General features: G+C 68.4%; 29 protein-coding genes. 13 read left to right on the forward strand and 16 right to left on the reverse strand.

Annotated elements, in window-relative coordinates:
- Positions 1-64: 64 nt before the first annotated feature.
- Positions 65-1,534: an SPFH domain-containing protein gene (locus BLR68_RS17265; protein ID WP_018186362.1), complete on the reverse strand. Its 1,470-nt coding sequence runs from the start codon at positions 1,532-1,534 to the stop codon at positions 65-67.
- A 118-nt stretch (positions 1,535-1,652) separates the two neighbouring features.
- Between BLR68_RS17265 and BLR68_RS17270 the strand changes: the two genes are divergently transcribed.
- A complete protein-coding gene (locus tag BLR68_RS17270) occupies positions 1,653-2,471 on the forward strand; it encodes a metallophosphoesterase family protein (protein WP_018186361.1) in 819 nt (272 codons plus the stop codon).
- A 1-nt stretch (position 2,472) separates the two neighbouring features.
- Here BLR68_RS17270 and BLR68_RS17275 read toward each other — a convergent pair whose 3' ends face one another.
- The 7 genes from BLR68_RS17275 to BLR68_RS17305 all read right to left on the reverse strand — a co-directional run bounded on the left by BLR68_RS17275 (position 2,473) and on the right by BLR68_RS17305 (position 6,172).
- The gene (locus tag BLR68_RS17275) at positions 2,473-3,141 is read right to left on the reverse strand and encodes a hypothetical protein (protein ID WP_026302816.1); all 669 of its coding nucleotides are present in this window, start codon (positions 3,139-3,141) and stop codon (positions 2,473-2,475) included.
- Between the two features lie 48 nt (positions 3,142-3,189).
- Positions 3,190-4,068: a DNA adenine methylase gene (locus BLR68_RS17280; protein ID WP_018186359.1), complete on the reverse strand. Its 879-nt coding sequence runs from the start codon at positions 4,066-4,068 to the stop codon at positions 3,190-3,192.
- Complete coding sequence (locus tag BLR68_RS17285; protein ID WP_018186358.1) at positions 4,065-4,448, reverse strand: hypothetical protein; 384 nt, start codon at positions 4,446-4,448, stop codon at positions 4,065-4,067. The genes BLR68_RS17280 and BLR68_RS17285 overlap by 4 nt, the downstream gene beginning before the upstream one ends.
- Before the next feature lie 67 nt (positions 4,449-4,515).
- A complete protein-coding gene (locus tag BLR68_RS17290) occupies positions 4,516-4,860 on the reverse strand; it encodes a hypothetical protein (RefSeq protein ID WP_018186357.1) in 345 nt (114 codons plus the stop codon).
- Positions 4,861-4,927: 67 nt separating this feature from the next.
- Entirely contained in the window at positions 4,928-5,260 is a 333-nt protein-coding gene (locus tag BLR68_RS17295; RefSeq protein ID WP_018186356.1) for a hypothetical protein, read from the reverse strand.
- Positions 5,257-5,910 (reverse strand): DUF262 domain-containing protein, encoded by a 654-nt coding sequence (locus tag BLR68_RS17300; protein WP_018186355.1) that lies wholly within the window; start codon positions 5,908-5,910, stop codon positions 5,257-5,259. Before BLR68_RS17300 ends, BLR68_RS17295 begins: the two co-directional genes overlap by 4 nt.
- A gap of 10 nt (positions 5,911-5,920) precedes the next feature.
- The gene (locus BLR68_RS17305; RefSeq protein WP_018186354.1) at positions 5,921-6,172 is read right to left on the reverse strand and encodes a hypothetical protein; all 252 of its coding nucleotides are present in this window, start codon (positions 6,170-6,172) and stop codon (positions 5,921-5,923) included.
- Positions 6,173-6,295: 123 nt separating this feature from the next.
- Between BLR68_RS17305 and BLR68_RS17310 the strand changes: the two genes are divergently transcribed.
- From BLR68_RS17310 to BLR68_RS17335, 7 genes are all read left to right on the forward strand, one after another.
- Positions 6,296-6,667 carry a hypothetical protein gene (locus BLR68_RS17310; RefSeq protein WP_018186353.1) on the forward strand — a complete coding sequence of 124 codons (372 nt, stop codon included), beginning with the start codon at positions 6,296-6,298 and terminating at the stop codon, positions 6,665-6,667.
- 156 nt (positions 6,668-6,823) lie between these two features.
- Positions 6,824-9,952 (forward strand): M12 family metallo-peptidase, encoded by a 3,129-nt coding sequence (locus BLR68_RS17315; protein ID WP_020411042.1) that lies wholly within the window; start codon positions 6,824-6,826, stop codon positions 9,950-9,952.
- 33 nt (positions 9,953-9,985) lie between these two features.
- Positions 9,986-10,213 (forward strand): hypothetical protein, encoded by a 228-nt coding sequence (locus tag BLR68_RS17320; protein WP_018186352.1) that lies wholly within the window; start codon positions 9,986-9,988, stop codon positions 10,211-10,213.
- Positions 10,206-10,382: a hypothetical protein gene (locus tag BLR68_RS18115; RefSeq protein ID WP_018186351.1), complete on the forward strand. Its 177-nt coding sequence runs from the start codon at positions 10,206-10,208 to the stop codon at positions 10,380-10,382. Before BLR68_RS17320 ends, BLR68_RS18115 begins: the two co-directional genes overlap by 8 nt.
- A complete protein-coding gene (locus tag BLR68_RS17325; RefSeq protein ID WP_018186350.1) occupies positions 10,366-10,875 on the forward strand; it encodes a hypothetical protein in 510 nt (169 codons plus the stop codon). The genes BLR68_RS18115 and BLR68_RS17325 overlap by 17 nt, the downstream gene beginning before the upstream one ends.
- Entirely contained in the window at positions 10,872-11,336 is a 465-nt protein-coding gene (locus BLR68_RS17330; protein WP_143015835.1) for a hypothetical protein, read from the forward strand. The genes BLR68_RS17325 and BLR68_RS17330 overlap by 4 nt, the downstream gene beginning before the upstream one ends.
- On the forward strand, positions 11,336-11,812 hold the full coding sequence (locus tag BLR68_RS17335) for a hypothetical protein (RefSeq protein WP_018186348.1): 477 nt from the start codon (positions 11,336-11,338) through the stop codon (positions 11,810-11,812). The genes BLR68_RS17330 and BLR68_RS17335 overlap by 1 nt, the downstream gene beginning before the upstream one ends.
- On the opposite strand, the gene BLR68_RS17815 is transcribed toward BLR68_RS17335, so the two are convergent.
- On the reverse strand, positions 11,741-12,019 hold the full coding sequence (locus tag BLR68_RS17815) for a hypothetical protein (protein WP_143015836.1): 279 nt from the start codon (positions 12,017-12,019) through the stop codon (positions 11,741-11,743). The two genes, BLR68_RS17335 and BLR68_RS17815, sit on opposite strands and share 72 nt — an antisense overlap.
- Positions 12,020-12,094: 75 nt before the next feature.
- Here BLR68_RS17815 and BLR68_RS17340 point away from each other — a divergent pair, with 75 nt between their 5' ends.
- The gene (locus tag BLR68_RS17340; protein ID WP_018186347.1) at positions 12,095-12,607 is read left to right on the forward strand and encodes a RusA family crossover junction endodeoxyribonuclease; all 513 of its coding nucleotides are present in this window, start codon (positions 12,095-12,097) and stop codon (positions 12,605-12,607) included.
- Here BLR68_RS17340 and BLR68_RS17345 read toward each other — a convergent pair.
- The 3 genes from BLR68_RS17345 to BLR68_RS17355 all read right to left on the reverse strand — a co-directional run bounded on the left by BLR68_RS17345 (position 12,597) and on the right by BLR68_RS17355 (position 15,271).
- Positions 12,597-13,475: a J domain-containing protein gene (locus BLR68_RS17345; RefSeq protein WP_018186346.1), complete on the reverse strand. Its 879-nt coding sequence runs from the start codon at positions 13,473-13,475 to the stop codon at positions 12,597-12,599. The genes BLR68_RS17340 and BLR68_RS17345 overlap by 11 nt on opposite strands.
- 378 nt (positions 13,476-13,853) lie before the next feature.
- Positions 13,854-14,360, reverse strand: a complete 507-nt coding sequence (locus BLR68_RS17350) for a dATP/dGTP diphosphohydrolase domain-containing protein (RefSeq protein WP_018186345.1) — start codon at positions 14,358-14,360, stop codon at positions 13,854-13,856.
- The gene (locus BLR68_RS17355; protein WP_018186344.1) at positions 14,357-15,271 is read right to left on the reverse strand and encodes an HAD family hydrolase; all 915 of its coding nucleotides are present in this window, start codon (positions 15,269-15,271) and stop codon (positions 14,357-14,359) included. Before BLR68_RS17355 ends, BLR68_RS17350 begins: the two co-directional genes overlap by 4 nt.
- Positions 15,272-15,329: 58 nt before the next feature.
- Here BLR68_RS17355 and BLR68_RS17360 point away from each other — a divergent pair, with 58 nt between their 5' ends.
- Together BLR68_RS17360 and BLR68_RS17365 are read left to right on the forward strand one after the other, a co-directional pair.
- The gene (locus BLR68_RS17360) at positions 15,330-16,160 is read left to right on the forward strand and encodes a phospholipase D-like domain-containing protein (RefSeq protein WP_018186343.1); all 831 of its coding nucleotides are present in this window, start codon (positions 15,330-15,332) and stop codon (positions 16,158-16,160) included.
- Positions 16,157-16,621 (forward strand): Panacea domain-containing protein, encoded by a 465-nt coding sequence (locus BLR68_RS17365; RefSeq protein WP_018186342.1) that lies wholly within the window; start codon positions 16,157-16,159, stop codon positions 16,619-16,621. Before BLR68_RS17360 ends, BLR68_RS17365 begins: the two co-directional genes overlap by 4 nt.
- 2 nt (positions 16,622-16,623) lie before the next feature.
- Here BLR68_RS17365 and BLR68_RS17370 read toward each other — a convergent pair whose 3' ends face one another.
- Positions 16,624-17,349 carry a hypothetical protein gene (locus tag BLR68_RS17370; RefSeq protein WP_143015837.1) on the reverse strand — a complete coding sequence of 242 codons (726 nt, stop codon included), beginning with the start codon at positions 17,347-17,349 and terminating at the stop codon, positions 16,624-16,626.
- Between the two features lie 149 nt (positions 17,350-17,498).
- Here BLR68_RS17370 and BLR68_RS18120 point away from each other — a divergent pair, with 149 nt between their 5' ends.
- Positions 17,499-17,672: a hypothetical protein gene (locus tag BLR68_RS18120; protein ID WP_018186340.1), complete on the forward strand. Its 174-nt coding sequence runs from the start codon at positions 17,499-17,501 to the stop codon at positions 17,670-17,672.
- Between the two features lie 3 nt (positions 17,673-17,675).
- Here the strand turns inward: BLR68_RS18120 and BLR68_RS17375 are convergent, their stop codons facing one another.
- On the reverse strand, positions 17,676-18,431 hold the full coding sequence (locus tag BLR68_RS17375; RefSeq protein ID WP_018186339.1) for a hypothetical protein: 756 nt from the start codon (positions 18,429-18,431) through the stop codon (positions 17,676-17,678).
- 48 nt (positions 18,432-18,479) lie between these two features.
- Complete coding sequence (locus BLR68_RS17820) at positions 18,480-19,346, reverse strand: ribonuclease HI (RefSeq protein ID WP_018186338.1); 867 nt, start codon at positions 19,344-19,346, stop codon at positions 18,480-18,482.
- A 113-nt stretch (positions 19,347-19,459) separates the two neighbouring features.
- Between BLR68_RS17820 and BLR68_RS17385 the strand changes: the two genes are divergently transcribed.
- Positions 19,460-20,098, forward strand: coding sequence for a hypothetical protein (locus BLR68_RS17385; protein WP_018186337.1), 639 nt, complete (start codon positions 19,460-19,462; stop codon positions 20,096-20,098).
- Here BLR68_RS17385 and BLR68_RS17390 read toward each other — a convergent pair.
- Positions 20,095-21,114 carry an alpha/beta hydrolase family protein gene (locus BLR68_RS17390; protein ID WP_176770702.1) on the reverse strand — a complete coding sequence of 340 codons (1,020 nt, stop codon included), beginning with the start codon at positions 21,112-21,114 and terminating at the stop codon, positions 20,095-20,097. The genes BLR68_RS17385 and BLR68_RS17390 overlap by 4 nt on opposite strands.
- Positions 21,115-21,147 lie beyond the last annotated feature (33 nt).

Below are 21,147 nucleotides of genomic sequence, written 5' to 3' on the forward strand. Positions count from 1 at the left end.
GGTGCCGGCAAAGAGGAATGCCCGCCTCCGAAACGGGAGGCGGGCATTCTCAGTGTGCCGGATGTCAGAGGGTGACGTCGGTGAGGTCAACGTCCGTGGCGTCGAGACTGTGCGCACCGCTGGCGATGCCGCGGCCGACGGCCTGACCCTGGACGAGACCAGCGATGTCGAGCCCGGTGGCAGCCTTGACGGCGTCGAACGTGGCGGTGAGGCTGGCGCTCTGCTCGCGGGCGATGTGCGTGCCGGCGGAGTCGCCACCCACCAGGGTGATCTTCCCGACGTTGGCGTAACCGCTGGCGAACTGACCCATCAGGGTCGGCAGCTGGCCGATGAGCTCGCGGGCGAGGATGGCGTCCTGGTTCTCCCGGAGCGCCTCAGCCTCAGCCTGGATGGCGGCAGCCGAAGCTTCACCGGTCGCACGGATGGCGTCCGCCTCAGCGTTGGCGGTGGCGCGGCGTGCGTCTGCCTCGGCCTGTGCCTTGGCGAGGGTGGCTGCCGCGTCGGCGGATGCCGATGCCTGGCGGGCGTCAGCGTCACGCTGCACCTTGTAGGCGTCCGCGTCGGCCTTCTGCTGCTCGACAGCACGGTCCGTCTCGGCCTGCTTCTGACGCGTGTACGCCAGGGCGTCGGCCTCGGTCTGCGCCTTGTACTTCTCGGCGTCGGCGACCTTCTTGACCTCCGCGTCGAGGGTGGCCTGCTTGTTCTCGGCCATCTGGACGAGGACAGCCTGCTCACGCTCCGCACGGGCGAGGTTCTCAGCCTGCTCGGCCTCGGCGTTCGCGCGTCCGACCTCGCTCTTGGCCGCGGCCTTGTTCTTGTCGAGGGCGGTCTGCTCGATGAGGTTCGCCTCGTCGGTGGCGATCTGGCGGGCCTTGACCTCGCGGGCGGCGTTGATGCGGGCGACCTCAGCCTCGCGGCGCACCCGTTCGACCTCGGCGGCGCCGAGAGCTTCGATGTAGCCGTTGGCGTCGGTGATGCCCTGGATGGCGAAGGCGTCGAGGATGAGGCCCTGTGCCAGGAGGTCCGCCTTGACGTGCTCGGCGATGACGTCGCTGAGCTTGGAACGGTCCTTCATGACCTCTTCGACCGACAGCTTCGCGACGACACCACGGAGGGCGCCCTCGAGTTGCTCGGTCGTGAAGGCGTCGATGGCCTTGTCCTGCGAGGCGAAGCGCTCTGCTGCGGCGCGGACGTGGTCCGGCTGCGAGCCGATCTTCACGAGGGCGACGCCGGCGACGTGGAGGGTCACGCCGTGGGTCGTCTGGGCTGTCGGCTCCATCTTGATCTGACGGGCGCGGAGGGACACCTTGTCCGAGCGCTGAGTCAGCTTGTTGATGAAGGCGCCGCCACCGGTGATGACGGTCATGTTGCTGGTCGAGCCGTCCGAACCGCGCTGCTTCTTTCCGACGACGACGATGGCCTCGTCGCTTCCGGGGACCTGGTACCAGGCGCGCCAGATGAGCAGGCCGATACCGCCGAGGAACAGAGCTGCGACGACGGCGACCGCCACAGTGATGATGAGTGTGAAGTCCAAGAGTGGGCTTTCTGGTCGGGCCCACCGGGCGTGGGCCGCTCACAGCGCCTATGCGTGGGGTCATGTCGGCGGCGGTGAGTACAGTCACGGCACCGACCTCGTCACCGAAAGGCGTCCCATGGCTGAGCTGTCCCCCGCCCTGGCTGCGGACCTCGCATACGCGGTCAGCCGGTGGGGTCTGCGGGTGGAGGATGTTCCCCGCGACCATGAGGGCAAGACCATCTCCGACCGGCTCGAGATGCTGGTCGATGCCGGTGAGAGCTTCTGCGGATCAGCGTTCACTCGGCTGGACCTGCGCACCGACGGCAAGGTCGTGTGGGAGCTGTTCCCAGAGAACCCGGCGACACTGCAGGCGCAGGCGGACACCATTGACGAGGCGAGCGAGTTGATGGGCAAGGAGCAGGCGCACCGGGAGGCCGCCAGCACGTCGGTCGTGCGCCGGTCGATGCTCCCCACCGCAGAGCACGTCACAGCGATGCAGGCTCTCCTCGCCTTCATCGACGGTGAGGACGGAACCGTGCCCGAAGCGAACGAGGAGCTCTGGTCAGACGCGACCCTGTTCGAGGAAGCGGCGATCGCTGTCCCCGGCCTTCGTGAGGCGGAGAAGGCGGTGGCCACGCGTGCGCAGCTCATCGCTGAACTGTCCGAGGGTCGGGTGCCGCCGACGTCCGCGGTGTACGTGCGCCGCGCGTTGGACTCGGAGGAGGACGGGCTCCGCAACGCTGACATCACCCTCGCCGGTCACCGAGTGTCCGTGGTGCGTCTGCGGGATGCGGCCCAGCAGGTGTTGGATGAGCTCCTCCCCCACTATCAGCTCGCTGAGCAGATCCGTCAGGCCCGGGACGACCTGGACGCTATCGAAGTGGCGATGCACTGGCCGGGCGACTGGCAGAGCGCACCGCGAATGTCCTCGGCGGATGCCGCGGTGCGCTCCTGACTCACGCGGCGAGAGCGAGGGTGTCGGCGATCGCCTTCCGGCGGGCCTCATTCCCGGCGGCGAGGGTGTTCTGCACGAACAGTGCGAGGCGACCGGCGTCATCCAGCGGGCCCTTGCCTCGGCGGGGCCGGGTGCCGGTGCGGGAGACATAGTCGCGCAGACTGCTGAGGTTCGAGGCGAACTTCGCTTCGGGATTGACCGCGTTCCAGCCGGGGACCTTCGCTTCGAGGGTCGAGGCGCGCGCGACGTTCCACACCATCGTGCCCTTGCCGCGTGCTGCCTGGCGGCAGTTCATGAGGAACGTTCCGAGCTCCCGCTCAAGCGTGCCGGCAGGCGCCGTGCAGCGGGGGATGTTCCCGTGGCGGGTGACGAAGCGGGCGACCTGTTCGACGCGCTTTTCGAAGTCGGTTCCCTTGGAACGGCGGGTGACAGGGCGACGGGCATCTGTCCGCCAGGTGGGGACCTCCTGGTCGAGGTGCGCGGCGCGCTCGCGGGTCGCCTCACTGACGGTGCGCCAGGTGTGACTGCCGCGCTGGGAGCGGAGAAAGTCGCCGAGCGTGCGCTCGTGCGGGTCGGTGGCGTCGCACTGGACGGGGAGGCGCCCGTGGGTGTCCACGAAGGTGCGCAGCTGCGCGACCTGGTTCAGGAAGCCGGGAGTGAGAGAAGTCATGGTGGTCCTTTCGGTGGTGTTCACCGACCACATGCGCAGTCCGCGCTCTCAGGCTGCCCGCACCCATTCCGCGGCGCCGCTGGTGGTGAGCGCTGCCGTCTCGGGGGTGTGCAAGTTGTCGCTGAGGACGGCGTACTCCCGGGCGGTGCGAGCGCGGTTCGCGGTGTTGCGGATGGCGTAGGAGAGCACTCGCCGTTCCGGGTACAGGTCGAGGACGGCAGGCTCATCGTCGTAGGTGAGCACCCATCGTGCGGTCGTCGCGTTCAGGGCGTCGGCGAGACGCTGGTGCCCGGCCTGGTCCATGCCCTGCGAGTAGAGCCGGTTGCCCTCTCTGAGGTACGGAGGGTCGACGAAGGCGAGGACTTCGTCATCAACCCCGGAGTCTGCGAGGTCTTCGAGGTAGCTGATGCCGTCGCCGTGGATGGTTCGCAGGCGGGATCCGAACGTTCCGATGTGGCGGACACGGTCGGCGAGCGCGGCCGCGTTGAAGCGAGCGGTGGGGTCGGGCATCATCCCTGCGCGGGGTGCGACGATTCCGGAGCGGGAGAGCCGGTTGACGATGAACGCGGCGTAGCCGAGCTCGAAGGGGTCGACCCCCTCCGGGGCGGTGAGCATCTCGCGGGAGCGTTCGAACAGGTCCGCGGTCGGGATGGTCTGTTCGATGCGGGATGCGAACGACTCGTTGTCGGCGGTGATGGCGTGCCAAAGCGCGGCGATGCCGGGGTTCTGGTCGATGAGCCAGGCTTCCTCGACGACGTTCTGTTCGAGGAGGGCGAGGGCTGCTCCCCCGCCGCCGGCGAACGGTTCGATCCACACCTCGACGTCCATGAGCCCGGACTGTGCGGCGAAGGTGCCGGCGAGCCAGGTGGCCATGGACGCTTTCCCGCCGGGGTAGCGCAGCGGGCTGAGGTAGCGGCGGGTGCTCATGTCGCCGGGGTGCGTGTGATGTCGGTGATGCGGGCCAGGCGCGGGAGGGAGGCCTTCACCTTCGCGCGCGCGGCGGCCTGGTCCTTCGCCCAGACGGTCCGGGTCTTGGTGATCCCACCCTGCATGGCGACGGTGTACGACTTCGTGCCGTCGGCGCGGGCGGGGACGAGCCCTGCCTTCGTGCCCTTCACGGTCTTCTTCTCGGCGCGGGCCTTCGGCTTCTTCGCTCCGCCGAGGTGCTCCTGGTAGGCCTGACGGGCATCGACCTGGCTGGCGCCGGTGTGAGACCACTTCCGGCACAGGCAGGTGGCGGTGGTGACCGCGTCGTGGCCACGTCGGCCGTTCCAGGTGGTCTCGAGCTTGTGGCCTTGGGCTTTCATGGGTGGTCCGTTCGTCAGGCTGTGGGGTCGCCCGGCGAGGTGCGGGCAGTGTCTATGTGCGCGGCTGTCAGCGCAGCGCGTCGGGGCGGACGAAGATGCGCGCGGTGCCGCTCGGCCGGTTCCAGTCGTAGGAGGCTGCGCGTCGAACGTGCTCGGGGACGGAGCTCTTCGTCGCGGTGTAGGGGCCGAGCTCATCGAGGTGATGACCGAACACCTGCGTGAGGGGCCACAGCTCGACGCTTGCCTGGGAGTAGATCTCCCCGTTCGGGGTGAAGTACTGGGCGTCCCAGATCTCTCCGTTCTCGACGGTAACGACGACGTAGTCGATGTCGGGAGAGATGCTACGGAACAGGACGTTGATCGCCTCGCGGCGGATGGCGTCGAGCTGAGCGGTGAAGGCGCTGATGTCCATGGGGTCCTCTCGCGGCCGCACCCTGCGACCGTCCTCCGTTACATGCGCGGTACCGTGCCCGCGGTGGTCAGGCGGGGCGCTGAAGGATGAGGATCGGCCCGTCGCTGTACGGGGCGTCGTGTGCGATTCGCACTCTCTCGGGCAAGGTCGCAGCGCGCACCGAAAGGCCGGGGAGTGCCCGGTAGCCGGCACCTGCGACCTCGTTCAGCGGACCGAACGCGTCGTCGTCCCAGGACGGGTCGAGCTGCCGTCCGGATGCGTCCGAGAACACGATTGGTTCGATCTGCCCGCCGAACGCTTCGACGCTGACGTATTCGACGTCGTCGGGGAGGTGCGCGAACAGCCACGCGACCGCACGCTGACGGACGAGCGCGATCGCATCATCCAGGGACGTGCTCACGCGGCACCCCCAGCAGCGATCGCACGAGCACGGTCGATGGTGGACTGTTCCTGCTCGGTCCCGCCCGTGTTGATCAGGTCGAAGATGCGAGCTTCCTCCTCGATGGTGGCAACGTTGGCTTCCAGGCCCGGGAGGGAGCACATCTGGAACCGGCGCTTGCCGATGACCGACAGACCCTCGAAGGTGACCTCACCGCCGGCGGGGACTTCCAGCTCATCGTCCTCGAACCACCACGCCGGGACGGAGAACTCGCCGTCCCAGAACTCCCGGACAGCACGGAGCCGCTGCGCTCCGTCGATGACGGCATACAGCGACCCACCGTCACGGATGGCGTCCTTCCGATGGTTGTAGATGACCGAACCGACCGGCACGCGTCGCAGGAGGCTCTCGATGAGCTTCTGCTTCTGCTCGAGCTCCCAAACGGCGCCGCGCTGATACGGCGGCTCGAGGTCGAAGTGGTCCCGCTGATCCGGGAAGGTCCAGTGGGTGACCCCGTACGCGTACGGCTGCATGCTCAGCCGCGGGAGGGCGGCGTGAGGGCGCTCGCCGAGGGTGAACTCGGGGCTGGTGTTCGGGTGCTTCCCGAACTTCCCGTCATCCTGACGGTGGGCTTCGAGGTTCTCGGCCTGGGTGCTGTGCATGCTGGTCATGTACGCGGCCTCAGAGAGCGGGAGTGATGAGCCGGTAGCCGCGGCCGGTAGGCTTGAGCCGATCCAGACGGATGCGAGTCCGCTTGCCGGGCACCCGCTTCTTCACATCAGCCGGAGCATTCGACCGGGCGGTCAGAACGACTACGCTCGCGTGAGTCTCGTCGATGCCGACGATACGCACGGTCCGTCCACGACTGCGTTCATCGTTGTCCTCCCGAACCTGCCCGACGGCAACGGTGATGGGCGTGATGGCGTTCGCCATGAGAGATCCTGTCTGGGTTCGAACAGTCGACGCTTCCCTATGCGCTGCGTGCTGCTGTCACCGCGGTGCGCCCGGCACCGCGCATGAACGGGACACCCCGAACTTTCGAACGACATGAGGACCATGAACCAGCAGTACGCGCGCACCGCCGAGCAGTTGAACCACGTGTTCAACCTCCTCGGTGCGCCCGCCGACATCCGCCCCACCGACAACGGGGTCATCGTCCCCGCCCACACCGCACGCGGGCTCCTGTCCCGCATCGCGTTCGTGCAGGGCGGCAGCCGCGTCCCGTTCGTCAACGCGCTCCTTCGCACCACCGGACACGACCTCCACCTCGCAGGTGACGAGGGCTTGCACCTAAGCCGCGCGCTCGAGGACATCCACCGCTCCACCCGTCGCGCCGCGCAGATCGACCGAGGTGTCATCCCCGGCAACCTCTCCGGCGCGGAGGTCTCCCGCCTCGCCCGGCGACACCCGGGCATGTTCGCTCGCTGATCCCTGCCATGATGAGCATGGGGGGACGGCGAGCGTGCGCGCGGCCCACAGTTGGACACGATTCGCCGCAGGGTGCGATGTGAGGCCGGGGCAACGACCTCGCTTCGCGCCTTCAACCGCAGCCTGGGGCTGCCGACCGGAAGGCTCTTGGCCGCAATGATCATTCCTGCGCGCTCGCGCGTGCTCGCCATCCTGACCGCGACCGCCATCGTGGTTCTCGGTCTCCCCGTCTCCGCAGCCTCCGCCGCTGAACCGGCCATCCCTGGCGTTGTCGCCCTGGAAGGCGTCATCCGAGTCCTCCCGGACGAGGAAGGCATGGCCTCCCCCGAAGGCACCCACGCCACGGAGAACACCGTCACCCTCGTCACCGAGGAGGGGACCACCGTCGAGCTCACCGGCACGAAGGTCGGCACCGCCGAGACCGGCGCAGCGTTCACTGGCACCGTGACGGTCGCACCGAAGGTCGCAGCTCTCGTCGAGCCTGTCCCTGCCGAAGATCTCGGTGAGCAGGTCGCCCAAGCCGCCGCGGAGTTGGACGTGCCCCTGAAGGTGACCTCCGCCACCCTTGCCCCGCCCACCGCGGCCGCCGCGGCCCCGAAGGCGCACACCGTGGACGTCATGGTCTTCCAGGACAGCTCCCGACCTGCCGGGTACGGATCGGACAGCGACGTCGACAAGGCCGTCGGCCGTCTCAGCGAGTACTGGACGTCAGAGTCGGGCGGGCAGGTCTCCACCATCCGCCGGGCCAACGCCGTCAAGCGTGACAGCGTCCCCGAATCCCTCCTGTGCGACGCGAACGCCCTCTGGGACTACGCGTCAGGACCCAAGGGGTTCAGCCGTGACTACTACGGGAACACCAGCATGGCCTCAGCCCATTACTGGGCCAAGGGCAACGGGGACCACCTGCTCGTCCTGGTCCCCGGCGACATCTGCGGTGAAGGCAACGGCCTGGGCACCGTCGGAAGCGTCCACGCTGGCGGTGTCGCCTGGGCGTCCGTGTCCACCGTCGCCACCGACTGGGATCAGGTCGTCTTCCACGAGCTCGGTCACAACCTCGGCCTCGGCCACTCCAACCTCACCCAATGCTCCCTCCCCACCGTCGAAGGTGACAGCTGCACCCAGCAGGAGTACTACGACTTCTACGACGTCATGGGCGGCGGCATCTGGTGGGGCAACACCTCCAACTTCGCGAACATCGGTTCGCTGAACTCCTCCCAGAAGGTCAACCTCGACGCTCTCACCCGGACCGGGACCACCCCCGGCATCCAGACGGTGACCGCCGCCGGCGGCGCATCCCAAGCCTTCACTCTCCGCGGCATGGGCACAGGCACCGGCCTTCGCGCGCTCGACGTCGTCAATCAGCACACCGGCGAGCACTACTACGTCGAGTACCGCTCCGGCACAGGCCGCGACGCCCTGGCCTTCTACGGCCGTGTCGGCAAGACCGAACGCACCTGGGCACCGGGTGTCCGCATCCTCGAGCTCGACTGCGAGAACCCGACGGTGAGCCTGTGCTCAGGTGCAGCCTCCACGGTCCTCCGAAACGCGCAGACCGGCGCGCTGTCCTTCCAGTCCGGCCAGCAGTTCGAGTCCCTCACCACCGGGCAGGACACTCCCGGTCTTCGTGTGAAGGTCGATGCGGCATCCACCACGTCGCAGACCGCGGCTGTCACCGTCACCTTCGACGGCGCCGCCACCGCACCCACGGAGCTCACCAAGCCCGTCATCACCGGTACCGCGAAGGTCGGTGAGACCCTCACGGCCACCGTGGATGCCGGCTGGGCAGACCAGGACTACGAGCTGCGCTGGGTCGTCGGCGGCGTGGATGTCGAACACATCGAGCCGACCTACACGGTCCGACCCGACGACGCCGGGAAGACCATCGAGGTGTGGGGCGTCGTCGAAGGTGGCGACCGCGGCATCTTCAAGAGCGCCCCGACAGGCCTCGTCGCTAAGGGCACCCTTCCCGCGTTCACCCTCCGCGTGACCGGCACCCCGATCGTCGGCGGGCAGCTGGTCGCCGACGGGGTCACCTCCCCGCAGGATGCGGAGGTCCGCTACCGGTGGATGACGGACGGGACAACCATCCTGGGGGCGACCGGCCGTCAGTACTCCCCGCAACCCGCCGACTTCGGCAAGCGAGTGAGTGTGCAGGTCACCGTCACCCTCGCCGGGTACAACGACCGGGTCGTCACATCCCCCGCCTCCCCCGCCATTGCCAACGCGGAGATCGAGGCGGGCACCCCGAGCATCTACGGGATCCCAACGGTCGGGAGGATTCTCACCGCCGACCCCGGGTACTGGTCGGAGGGCACCTTCTTCACCTACCAGTGGAACGCGAACGGCACCCCGATTGCCGGCGCAACCGGACCGTCGTACACGGTCGGGGCGACGGCGGCCGGGAAGCCTGTGACGGTCACCGTCACCGGCAGCAACCCCGGTTTCACCACCGCGACACGCACATCGGCTGCTACTGCCGCTGTGGACAAGGGGTGGCTGACCAGCGTCCAGCCGGTCATCCGGGGAACCGCGAAAGTCGGCAACACGCTGACAGTTACCCCCGGCGTGTGGGCTGAGCGCCCGGCCCTGACTGTGCAGTGGCTCGTTGACGGCCGCCCCGTCACTGGCGCGACGCGGTCGAGCTTCACGCTGGAGCCTAAGCACGCTCGATCCGTCGTCACTGTCGATGTCACCGGCTCCCTCGCCGGCTACTACACGCACTCACGCACCGCCAGTGCAGGTGTGGTGGCCCTCGGCACTCTCGCCGCGAGCACCCCCGCTGCCACCGGCTCCGCGAAGGTCGGCTCGAAGCTGACCGCGAAGCCCGGCACCTGGTCCGCGGGGACTCGCTTCGCGTATCAGTGGTACGCGAACGGTTCCGCGATTTCTCGCGCCACCGGCTCGACGTTCACCCCGACCACATCCCAGCTCGGGAAGGCCATCACGGTGAAGGTCACCGGCACGAAGGCCGGATACTCGACCGTCAGCAAGGTGTCCAAGGCCACCGGGGAGGTCGCCAAGGGCACCCTCTCCGTCGCCGCGCCGAAGATCTCCGGCACCGGGAAGGTCGGAGCTAAGCACACCGCGACCCTGACCACGAAGGTCTCCGGTGCGAAGGTCACCTACCAGTGGTATTCGAACGGGCGGACTATCAAGGGTGCGACGAAGCCGACCTACGTCGCCACGCGAGCGGACCGCGGCAAGTCGCTGACGGTGAAGGTCACCTACGCGAAGAGCGGGTACGTCACCGTGGCGAAGACCTCCGCGAAGAAGGCCATCCGGTGACGGCCCGGGCCGCTTGCTGCGCATAGGACGGGTATGGCTGCCCCTGACCCGTATGACCGCGTCGTCCACGGATACACCGCGGACGGCCACCCGATCGTCCGTTACGAGCGGGCCGGGAAGTGGTACGTCGAGCCGGAGGGGGAGAAGCGTCAGCACATCGTCCTCAGCGAGGCGGCACGTCTCGCAGCGGCCGGCCGCCACATCCCCCACCAGGCTGGCGGCAAACTCTTCAACGCGCGCGTCGCGCAGGTCCGTGCCTGAGGGTCAGTCCGTCCTCGAGGTCCGGTTCGGTCAGCTCGCCTGGCAGGAACCGGTCCACATGATCACCGCTGTCTATGAGAAGTTCGGGTGGGATCACCCGATGGACGGTGACTACTGCACGAAGACGCGGTACCGCCGAGCGAAGGAGAGCGATGAGCGCAGCATCTGACACCCGGGTCCCGTTTGCGTTCACTGACGTGGCCGTGCACACGTTCACGACGTGGGGACTGTTCTCTGCGGTCGCACTCACCTACGCGATGGTGCTGATTTCCGCTGTTGAGGAAGGCTCCTACGGTCTGGCTGGGGTCATCGGCGGGTTGGCCGTCGTCATCTCCCTCGGCCTAGTGTGGGTAGCTTCCCCCGTCGCGTGGCTCATCGCGAGGATGATGCGCCACGTCAGCGCAGCATGGGCTCACATCGCCGTGTTCGGGGCGGCAGGCGCTGTCGCCTCCCTCCCCGCCCTCTGGCTGGGCTCCGCCTTCACCCCGTACGAGAACACCTCCCACGTGGTCACCTGGGTCCTCGTCGGTGCCGCCCTGTGCGGTGCGTGCACCGCCGGCGGACGGGCGATCGCATTCGCCGCGCGCCACAGGCGCGAAACCCGGGCTGCGGCGCCGGACCCCGAGGACGTGTTCCTGGACTCCATAGACCGGGAGCAGTGATGACCACCCCCAGGGCGCCACGCGCACCGTTCGACGCGGCAGACAACTCCGTCTACATCATGTGGTCGTGGGGGTTCCTGGCCATGGGTATCGCGGTGCTATCGCTGTGGGCGGCTTCCGCGGGCGGACTAGTGGTGATGGTCGGCTTCTTCGCGGCGTGCATCACGTTCGTCATGTTCTGGGCGTGCTTCCCCATCTCCTACCTCGTCGCTCACTCGATGCGGCACGTTCCCTGGGTGGTGCTGCATCTGGCGGTATTCTGGGTGGTCGGTGCGGCCTCGTCCGCAGCGGTCCTCTGGTTCGGCCTTCTGGCTACGGCCGGGTCGCTGCAACCCACGCTCGATCCCGTGCTGCTGGCTGGTGCCGTCTGCGGGTTGTGCACCGCGGCGGGACGGGGCGCCGCGTTCATCGCCCGCCGGCGCCGCGAGAACCGTTCCACTCCAGGAGAGATCCACCCCTGATGCACTTCGATGCCCGCGCCGTGTGCCGCCACACCCTCACCACCTGGCTGGCCTTCACCGTCATCACCTTCATTGCCGCGGTCGTGGCCGTGTTCTTCTCGGTGAGCGATCTCGGCGTCCGGGTCAACTCAGTCATGTACACGACCATCACCGTCAGCGTCGTCTCGTTCATCCTGTGCTGGGTGTTCGCCCCCATCGCATGGTGGGCGGGGCGAGCGCTGCGCCACGCGACGACTGCTGTGAGCACCGCGGCGTTCGGGGTGCTCGGCTTCGTCGTCAGCGCCATCTTGTCGATGACCCTGCCGGGCATCACCCTGCACCCACTGACCCTCGCCATCTGCGCGGTCGCCGGTGCGTGCTGCGCGTTCGGGCGGTGGAGCACCGAGCGCGCCTGCAGCCGAGTCCTACCCCGCTCGGCGCACGAGGAGCAGCTCCCACCCGTCGGGGATGAGCTGGCGCAGAGCCGCCAGGTCTGACGCTTCCACCTCCCGCGCTTCGCCGCGGGGAGCGAACGTCCCGGTGACGTCGAGGGTGATAGACCCCTTCCGCATCCGGGCCGGCGCCTTCACGAGCTCGTACCCCACCGGGGCCGCCTCCGCGAGAGCTGCCTTGGCGAGCTCGAGGCTGTCTGCTGAGACCTCGCGGGTGACGGTTCGGGCATCGCGAATAAGGCCGGTGAGCATCCCATCAGCCTACGAGCGGCAGGCACCCCCGGGCGCGCGGGGCTCCTCTCGGCGGCCGGCACGCATAGGGGCAGTGTGACCCTCTATCGCTACCTGCATGTCCTCGCGACCGCCCCGGACTTCTCCTTCTTCGCGCCGGGCGTTCCCGCCCCGCAAGGGTCCAAGCGGCACGTCGGCCGTGGGGTGCTCGTCGAATCATCCAAGAAGGTCAAGCCGTGGCGCGCTGACATCGAGAGGGCGCTCAAGGAGCAGAAGCCCGCGACGATGATCCCGATGGACGGTCCGCTGTTCTGCGCGGTGGAGTTCTGGCTCCCACGCCCAAAGACCCACGCGAAGACGAAGCACACCTTCCCGGTCGGTCCGCCCGACGTCGACAAGCTCGGCCGTGGCGCTCTGGACCCACTCACCCAGAACGGGGTCATCCACGACGACTCCCGCATCATTGACCTGCTGACGGTGAAACGGTTCGTGCCGTGGGATCCGCGTCACGCGCTCGCCGACGACAAGCACCTCACTGGTGCGCTGTTCCACCTGTGGTGGCTGAACGACGTCGATCCCTACATCGAAGACCCGACCGTCACCGACTGAGCCGGGCGAACACCTGCAGCATCTCCGGGGTCGCTGAGGCCAGGATGCTGCCGCCGGCCAAGACGACCAGGTCGCCCGTCCGGACGGTGAGGTCGTCGCGGATGGTGCGAGGTTGAGCTTCCGCCTGACCGTCGGCTCGTTCGAGGTGGATGAGCCCGAGGCCGTGCGCGGCGTCTCCGGTCATGCCGGTGACGAGGTACGGGGTGAGGGCAAAGAGGTCGCGGGTGGTGATAAACACGTCTCCGAAGTGCGCGAGCCATGCCCGGTGAGTGCGACGGCTGACGACGGCCCACGCGCACAGCATCGCGGCGAGCGCGATCGCGGGAACGAGGGACGGGAACGGGGTGAAGTCCGCAAGGCTCGCGCCGGGCTCAATGAGCGGTGCCACGGACGGCAGCGCGGAGATGACCACCGCGGCGGCCGCACTCTTGACCGACCAGCGGAGGGCGATGGCGATAGCGATGGCACTGCAGAGCGCACCGGCCGGGCCGCCCGCGGCAAGGGCTGCGAGAAGGGCGACAGCCCCGGCTGCCCAGACGATACGGTTCCGGCGCCATTTCGTCGGCGGGCTGAACTGCGAGTAGGTACGTTCCGGCATGGTCTTCGGCGCTTGCGCGGCCGCGGGTTGCGGAGGCGGTGGTGTCGCAGGGCCGGGGGATGCCGGTGGGGCTTCCTGGCGGCGTCGGAGCTCTTCCCGGCGGGCGGGGTCGCTAAGCGCGGCGTACGCGTCGTTGATGGCCTGAGCATCTGCGGCGGTGCCGCCGGAATCGGGGTGGGTCTCACGGATCCGGGCGCGGTAGGCGGCCTTGATCACCGAGTCGGGGGCGGTGCGGGACACGCCGAGCGTCTCGAACGGGTCATCGGTCATGCCGTCCTATGCGCTGCGGGTCCCCCACGCTCGCCGGGGCGGGTGGGGCGTGGTAGCCCATGGGTTCTTGTGGGTGACCCCCACGCTGCCGGTGACGGCGGTGGGGCGGGTCTGGTGCTGGGACACAGCGGGACACCTCCACTCGCGAGGCTGTGGAGCAGTGGTGATCATGACGATCGGCGGGGAACCTCCACACGCGGAGCGGTGGAGCACGTCGGAAACCCGATCAGTGCGGGGAACCTCCACGCGCGCAAGACGGTGGAGCGGTGCCTAGTAGGGCGGATGCAGCGGGTGACCCCCACGCGCTGAGGCGGTGAGGCGGACCTGCTTCTCGGAAGAGTGCGGGTGACCCCCACACGCCTGGCGGTGGGGCAGGTGTCACTCCCCCAGCTTGGGGAGCGGCTCGAGCTTGGTGGGGATGGGGGAAGTGGGGAGGCTTCCGCCGTACGCGGCGATGGCTGCGCGGACCTCTTCGACGGTGGCGCCGAGGCTGTTCACGAGCGGTTGCTGCCGGTCGTCGTACGCGGCCGGGAACCCAGGGGTGTCCTGGTACTCGAGGAGGGTCATGCAGTGCCACATGACGGCGACGAGGTGGTTCGACCCGGTCTCCTCGTCGAAGTCCTCGCCGCTCTTCCACAGGTTGAAGTGGCGTTCGAGTGCGGCGATGGAGGACGAGTAGTTGAACCCGAGCCGCCAGTTGTCGATGGCGGGGCCGGGCTGACCGTCCTGCCGTTCGATGCCGGGGTACTTGCGGGCACCGAGCCCGTAGTGCACGGCCAGCTTCTTGAGCTGCAGCGGCGGGATCAGGTCGAACCGGGCGCCCTTCTGCCCCTTGGAGGCTCCGGACGCGCCGGTGACGCGGACCTCGGACGTGTCGATGCTCACGATGCGTCTCCCGTCACGAGGTCATCCCAGACGACGCTGGTGAGCCCAGCGGGCTCGGTGGTCTTCTCCGGCGTCGCCCACGGCAGCGCGGTGGTCGTGTCGGTGGTGTTCACGTGCTCGGCCGCCGGGGTGGCGGGTGAGTCATCCCACGGCATGGTGATCGCCGAGAGCGCGCCGTCGGTATCGTCCTCCCACGCTGCTGCCGGCTCCTCCACCGCGGGGGCCAGGTCGAGGGCTGCCGGCAGGTCGGTGGCGACCGCCGCGATCTCGAACGTGTTCTGCTTCGCTGCGGCGACGGCCTGGTCGATGAGGTCGGCGAGGACGATGAGGACCGTCTCCCAGGTGGCGCGGGGGCCGTGCACGTCGCGGTTGTACAGCTGGTCCCAGATGACCTGCTGCCAGACGCGCTCGAGCTTCCCGGTGATCTCCGGCTTGTCGTCGAACAGCCAGTCAGCGAGCACCCGGGTCTTGTCCTGGGTGATGATGACCCGGTCGTCGAGCTGACCCTTGAAGTCGCGCTTGAACTGGTAGACCTTCGCCGACGGCTGGTACACATTGTCGGTGCGGTGCGAGGTCGCCACCGACACATCCACCCCGGCGTCGATGATCACGGGGATGAGGGCGAGCGCTGCCGGGTGCGGGGTGAGCGTGGACCAGTCGAGGGTCCGCATCGACTCCTGCAGAGCCTCAGCGGTCCTCTCGTCCAAGCCGTAGCCGACGTCGAACTTCGTGAACGGGCCCGTGACGGGAAGGTCCGGGTTCTCCTTGTTGTGGTGGGCGAGGTACGTCTCCTCGAACGGGTAGATGACCCCGTCCGCGTCGAACGCGGCTCGCGGGGCACGACCGAACTGGGCCTGGAAGGCATCGACCGCTGCACGAAGCTTCGCGGTCTGGGTTTCGATGGGTGTCATAGTGCGACCCCTATGCGCCACGTCTCACGCTCACGCGCGCTCGCGCATAGGGCACGCGATGGCACCTCCACGCGGAATCAACCTGAACGACCTCTCGCCCCGATCGCACGGCGGGTACGACTGGACCGCGCGAGTCCGCGGGGCGACCGCGGGAGAGGTGACAGTCCACTTCGGAGATGTCGCCACGGCCGCCGAAGCGTTCATCCACGACTCCCCGATGATCGTCGGCTGCGTCGCGTGGGTGAAGTCCAAGCGCCTCATCGCCGCTCTCGCCGCACGCCCTGTCGCCCTGGTGGTGAACAAGGAGTTCGGCCTGCGCGTGCAGGGGCACCCTGAACGTGAAGCGCTCATGCCGCTCGTTGGCGGCGTGCCCGCCGGCATCCTTCCCGCGCCGACGCCGGCGGGTCCGGTTCTGGATCCGGTGCGGTGCGTGGGGTGGACGGCGAAGGGCAGGTTCGGGGCGCTCATGCACCACAAGTTCCTCGTCCGGCTCGATGCCGCGGGAACCCCAGCGGCGGTATGGACCGGGTCGTTCAACCTGACCGCCGGCGCCGAGTCGAACATCGAGAACGGCATGACCATCCACAACGCCGCGATCGCCCGCGCGTTCCTCGAGGAGTTCACGCGCGTGTGGGCACTGTCGGAGCCTCTGCTGTTCTCCGCTGGCACTCCGACCCCCGGGTCGAACGCGAACGTGGCCGTGAAGGTCCCCGTGCCGCGCCGGAAGCCGGCAGCGAAGCGCAAGCCCGCCGCGAAGAAGACGACCGTTCGGAAGCCCGCAGCGAAGAAGGCAACACCCGCGAACAAGACCGCGGCTGCCCGCAAGCCCGCGGCGAAGAAGCCCGCAGCGCCCCGCGCGGCGGCCGCGAAGAAGCGCGGCACGAAGTGACCGGGTACAGCGCGCAGGCGGTCGCGAACACCATCCTCCGAGAGTGCTTCCAAGCCGGTGAGCCGGTGACAGCGATGCGGCTGCAGCGGCTCCTCTACTTCACCGCCGCGGAGTACGCGACGATCACCGGGCAGCCTCTCATCGACGAACCGTTCCGGAAGTGGCCGTACGGTCCGGTGCTGCGCTCCGTCTACGACAAGTTCGGCGTGCTCGGCACGAAGCCCATCGAGGTGTACTCCCGGGATGCTGGCGGGAACGCGTACACGGTCAGCGTGCGGCATGACCGTGCGCTGCGTGACGCGCTCCGCGTCGTCCCCGCCACCCACGCGCTCAGCCCGGCTGAGCTGTCACGCGTAGCGGTCCAGGAAGGCTCCGCGTGGGAGCGCGCTACAGGTGAGCATCTGAGCCACGACGACATCGCCGCCGACACCACCTACCGCGCGGTCCTCGGACTGGGCTGACTTCAGTCGAGTAGTCCCCCACGAGGCCGCGGAGGCCCAGGCATCGCTGCATGGCGGACGTGCTCCTGCTCGAGGAGCCGGCCGCCTCGCCAGTTGACGATGAACGGCGGTTCGGCGGCGGTCGGATACTCCAGACGACCGCCACTCTTCAGTGCCGTCATGAAGTGCCCGCCGTGCAGAGCTTGGTTCCGGTCGAGGTACTTCTGAGACGCCCAGGGGAGTTCGCCTGAGACGAGCTCGAATCTGTCGTGGCGCGACGTCGTCCTGAGAACCAACCCCGTTTCGTAGACGTATATGAGTGTGCCCGGCTGCAGATGCCTCATGTACAGGGTCGCCATGTCCAGGGTGTCGGGGGCGCGAGGGTCGAAAAGGTGGGCGACGTAGTGACCCTCGGCAACGGGGATGCCCGACTCGAGGACGTTGCGCGCGAAGTGTCCCTGCATCGCCTCGACATCCTCGGACATCTGCCGGGCATCGCGGTAGTGCCCGTTCGCGCTCGCAGCGATGTAACAGACCTTGCTGAACGTCTTTGATCTGGACGACGGTAGGCAGAAGGTCACGATCCCGGTCCTCGGGTCGCAGTGGTACCTGTCGCACTCACCCTTCCAGTCCCGGGGCGGTTCGATCACAAGCCCGTCGCGGACCTTCTGCTGGAACGCGTGCCTGGCGCCCTTCTCCCGTTCGCGCTCCAAGTCCCATTGACTCGGTTTCCGCTTGAACAGTCCCATCGTCTCCCCCTCGTGCTTCATGGCGTCGTCGCCACGGATAGTTGCTTCCCGGATCCTATGACCGGAAGGACGTTCCCTCGTCACCCTGCGGTGCGCATAGGTGGTGCGGCCGCAGTACGCGGCGTGCCTCACCCTGATTTGGAGCCCTCATGCCTGAGAGCAAGGACGACCGTTTCGCCAAGCGTCAGAAGCGCTTGAGGGTCATCATGATCGTCGTCGGCCTCGTGGCAGCCTTCGCGGTCGTCGCACCGTTGGCGATCCCGACGTTCAACGGCCCGGCGACCCCGGAGCCGGACCCGATGCAGACCTACCTCACGCCCTGACGTTCACAGGCGCAGCAGGAACTCCACCAGGGCTTCCTCCTCGCCGGTGAGCTTCCGCGGGAAGCCAGCGGTACGCCACGGCGGCATGACCGTGTCGAGGTAGATGACCTGCTGGGAGCTGAGCCGCCCTTCATCGGCGCGGAGGCGGAGCTTCACCGCGGCTCGTGTGAGCTTGGTGCTGAGGTCTTCGGGCATCCGGCCGGTCTTCCGGTAGTGCTCGACGATCGGTGAGATGCTCCACCGCCAGAGCGCGAACAGCGCGGCCCGGTCCTCGGGGGTGACACTCTCGTCGAGCGTCGACAGAGCGGTTTCCGGGATGGGGGTCGGCGCACTGCTGTACGAGTGGACCCAGAAGTTGGAGCGCATTCCGCCGGCGATGAGGTTGCAGAGTTCGACCTTCAGGAAGTGCTTGCCGAGGACGGCGTGGCACGCGTTGCAGGTGAAGCCGAGGTACGTGCCGCCGGCTTTCGTGGTGACCTGGCCGATGTGAGCGAGCGGGGTGGAGAACTTCTCTGTGATCTCGCGGCGGACATCCGACCGCAGGCACCGCTCCCCGATGGTGAGCGTGACGAAGTCCTGCTCGAACCACACGATCGAGGGCGTCTGACACTTCCAGCAGACCGTGGTGAACGCGTAGAGCGAATCGTCGGTGCTCATGCCGTCGAACGGTCCATCGAAGTTGCGGATCATCTGCACGGAGACGGCCCGAGCGACCTCTCTGGTGATCTGCGGGGGCGGGGTGAATGCGCTGGTGGTCATGGGCGGCGTCCTCTCGGGTGGGCTGAGCTGTTCATGCGCGGCGGGCGCTCAGGCGGCGACCATGTCGGCGATGTTCGCGGCGACCAGCTGCACGCCGGCGCTCTGGTGCTCATCGGCGGTGCGGCGGGCGAGGACCGCGAGACGGTCGGCGCGGTCGTTGAGGGGGTGACCCGCGTGGCCCTTCACCCATTCGATGGTGACGTTCGCCCCGCCGTGCTCGCGGGCGATGGCGGAAAGGACCCGGGCGACGCTGTTGCTGACGGTGGAAGCGGGGCGCTCCCCCGCGAGGACCCGCTGTGCGTTGCGGATGGCGTCACGGGAGTCGCAGAGAATGTGGAGAGGGCGGGTCCCCCGGCGGTTCGAACGGAGGGCATGAAGGATGGCGGTGAGCTCCGCTGCGAGGATGCACGCGTACCGTCCGGCACCGCTGTCGTAGGCCCCGTCCTCGGTAATCCACGCCCAAGCCCCGGCGCCGTCGCGGGAGCGGGAGCCGTCCACGGCGATGGTGACGGGCTTCATCGCGGCGCGTCCTGCACCGGATGCTTCGCGCTTCGCGGCGCGTTCGGCGGCGAGCTCCTCGGTGAGGGTCAGCGCGTGAAGGTAGGTGGGGTCGTCGACGAGGATGTTCGTGGGCACGTCGAGATACCCTTCCCCGCCGGCAGCGATGACGGCAGCGTCCAGCTGCGGGCGCCAGGTGCGGATGAGGGACTGGCGCTGCTGCGCGTGGATGAGAGCGAGCTCAGCGAGAGCCCCGTTCAGCGCTTTACCGGTCGTTCCGACGCCGGAGTCGAGGATCTCACTGCCGGTCTCGTCCGAGGAGATGATGGCCCACCCGCAGGTGGCGTGCTCGCCTGCCATCGTCACGATCGCAACGACGGGGTATCCGCCGGCGAGGGGTTCGAGCTGTTCGGTCATCGGTCTGTCCTTCCATCTGTGGGTGATGGAAAGGACATGCGCGGTGTCGGCCGCTGGCGGTGACCGCGCATGGAGTGGGAGAACCGACACCACCTGCGAAAGGATGAACTCTGATGAGCGCCGCGCCCCACCTGTTCCTCGACATCGACGAAGTCGTCCGTGCGTCGTCTTTGAAGTACGGGCACGAGCAGATCCGCCAAGTCGAGGAGCACATCCCGACCGAGCTCGTTCACCCCGCAATGCGCCCAAAGTCGGCGCACGTCGGCTCTGGCGGCGAGATGCCGGAATGGCTCGCGCGCCGTCGGCACAAGGTGAAGCCGAGGCAGACCTTCCGGACCCGATGCCGCGTGTCCCCGAAGCTGTTCGCGGACATCATGGCGCTGGGCGTGGACGTGACGATGCTGACCACGTGGCTCGAGCACGACTCCGTCGACGCGTTCTTCGCCGAGTGCTACCCCACGTTCGTCTACGAGAAGCTGAACTTCCCGGGCCGGGACTTCTCAGACCCGCTTGGCGCGATCCCCGCAGACTGGAAGTACCTCGAGCTGTGCCGGAGTCTCGATGCCGACCCACGGCCGTTCATCTGGGCCGACGACGATGAGGTGCCTATCTGGCGGGACAAGGTCGAGGCCCGGTACCCGGACCTGCCGAAGCTGCTCATCGCACCGCTGGATGACATCGGGCTGACCCCCTTCCACATGACCCTCATGCGGGAGTTCGCCGCCGAGCACGGCGGGGCGCCGCTGGTTTAACGCAGCGTGCGGGTGAGGAACTCGCGGGTGGAGTCGTGCCACCCTTCAGGGTCGATGTTCCACCCGGTGGTGTGCCCGCCGTCGTTGCGCCGGAGGGCGGTGTTCGGCGCGTCGCGGGCGAAGCGTTCCGCGTCGGTCATCGGTGTGGACCAGTCGCCGCGGCCGTGATGGACGAGCACCGGCTGCCGGACGGTGGGCGCCTTCGCGACCCAGTCCATCTCCTCGAGCGGGATCCGGCGCGTCAGCCCCGTGAAGCGTGCGCGGGCGCATCCGGACAGCCACGCGGCGCCCTGCCGACCCGCGAACGCCGGGAGGCCCGCGTGATGGGCGTTGGCTTCCAGAACGTGCGGCCACGACAAGGCCGGGCTGTCGAGGACGAGGGCAGCGACCTGCTCCCGCCAGCGGGCGGAGGCGGCGAGGCGGAGGGCGATCTGAGCGCCCATCGACCAGCCGAACAGGACGAACCGGGTGCCGGCATCGGAGGCGAGCGCGTCGAGTGCGGCCGCGACGTCGTGAGCCTCATCCCACCCCAGCATCGAGCGCCCGGAGCCCACGTGAGGGCCCTCTTCGCTGTTGCGGTAGGTGACCACCGCCGAGGGGAGACCCGCCGCCGACGCTGAGACGACGCCTCGGAGCGTTCCGGCGCGAGAAGACCCGACGCCGTGAACGTGGACAGCCCAGACGGGTCGCCTCTCCCCTGGCGCTCCGTCGATGACCCAGGCCGGTGCCACTCCTTCCGGGCTTTGGAAGAGGTGGTCGGTCGAGGTGAGACCTGCGGCGGCCGGACCGGGGTGCACGATGCCGGTCCATGCCGCTCGTCGCCCTAGAGCTTCCCGCGCCGGTCCTGCTTCCACCTGCCAGGTTGCTGCACCGCCGGAGATATCCGGGGTACCCGCGACGCGGAGGTGCCCGCCGCCGGCCAGGAAGATCCCCCACGCGCCGGGGACGACCGTGCGCCCGGTAGCGGGGACGGTGACCGTCCGAGCGGTCGCGCGCAGGATTGTGAGGTCATGCACCCGGGGCCTCGGCGGCCGGGTCGCGGCGCGCGC

Origin of the sequence: Microbacterium sp. 77mftsu3.1, assembly GCF_900100525.1 — a bacterium.
GTDB classification, from domain to species: Bacteria; Actinomycetota; Actinomycetes; order Actinomycetales; family Microbacteriaceae; genus Microbacterium; species Microbacterium aquilitoris.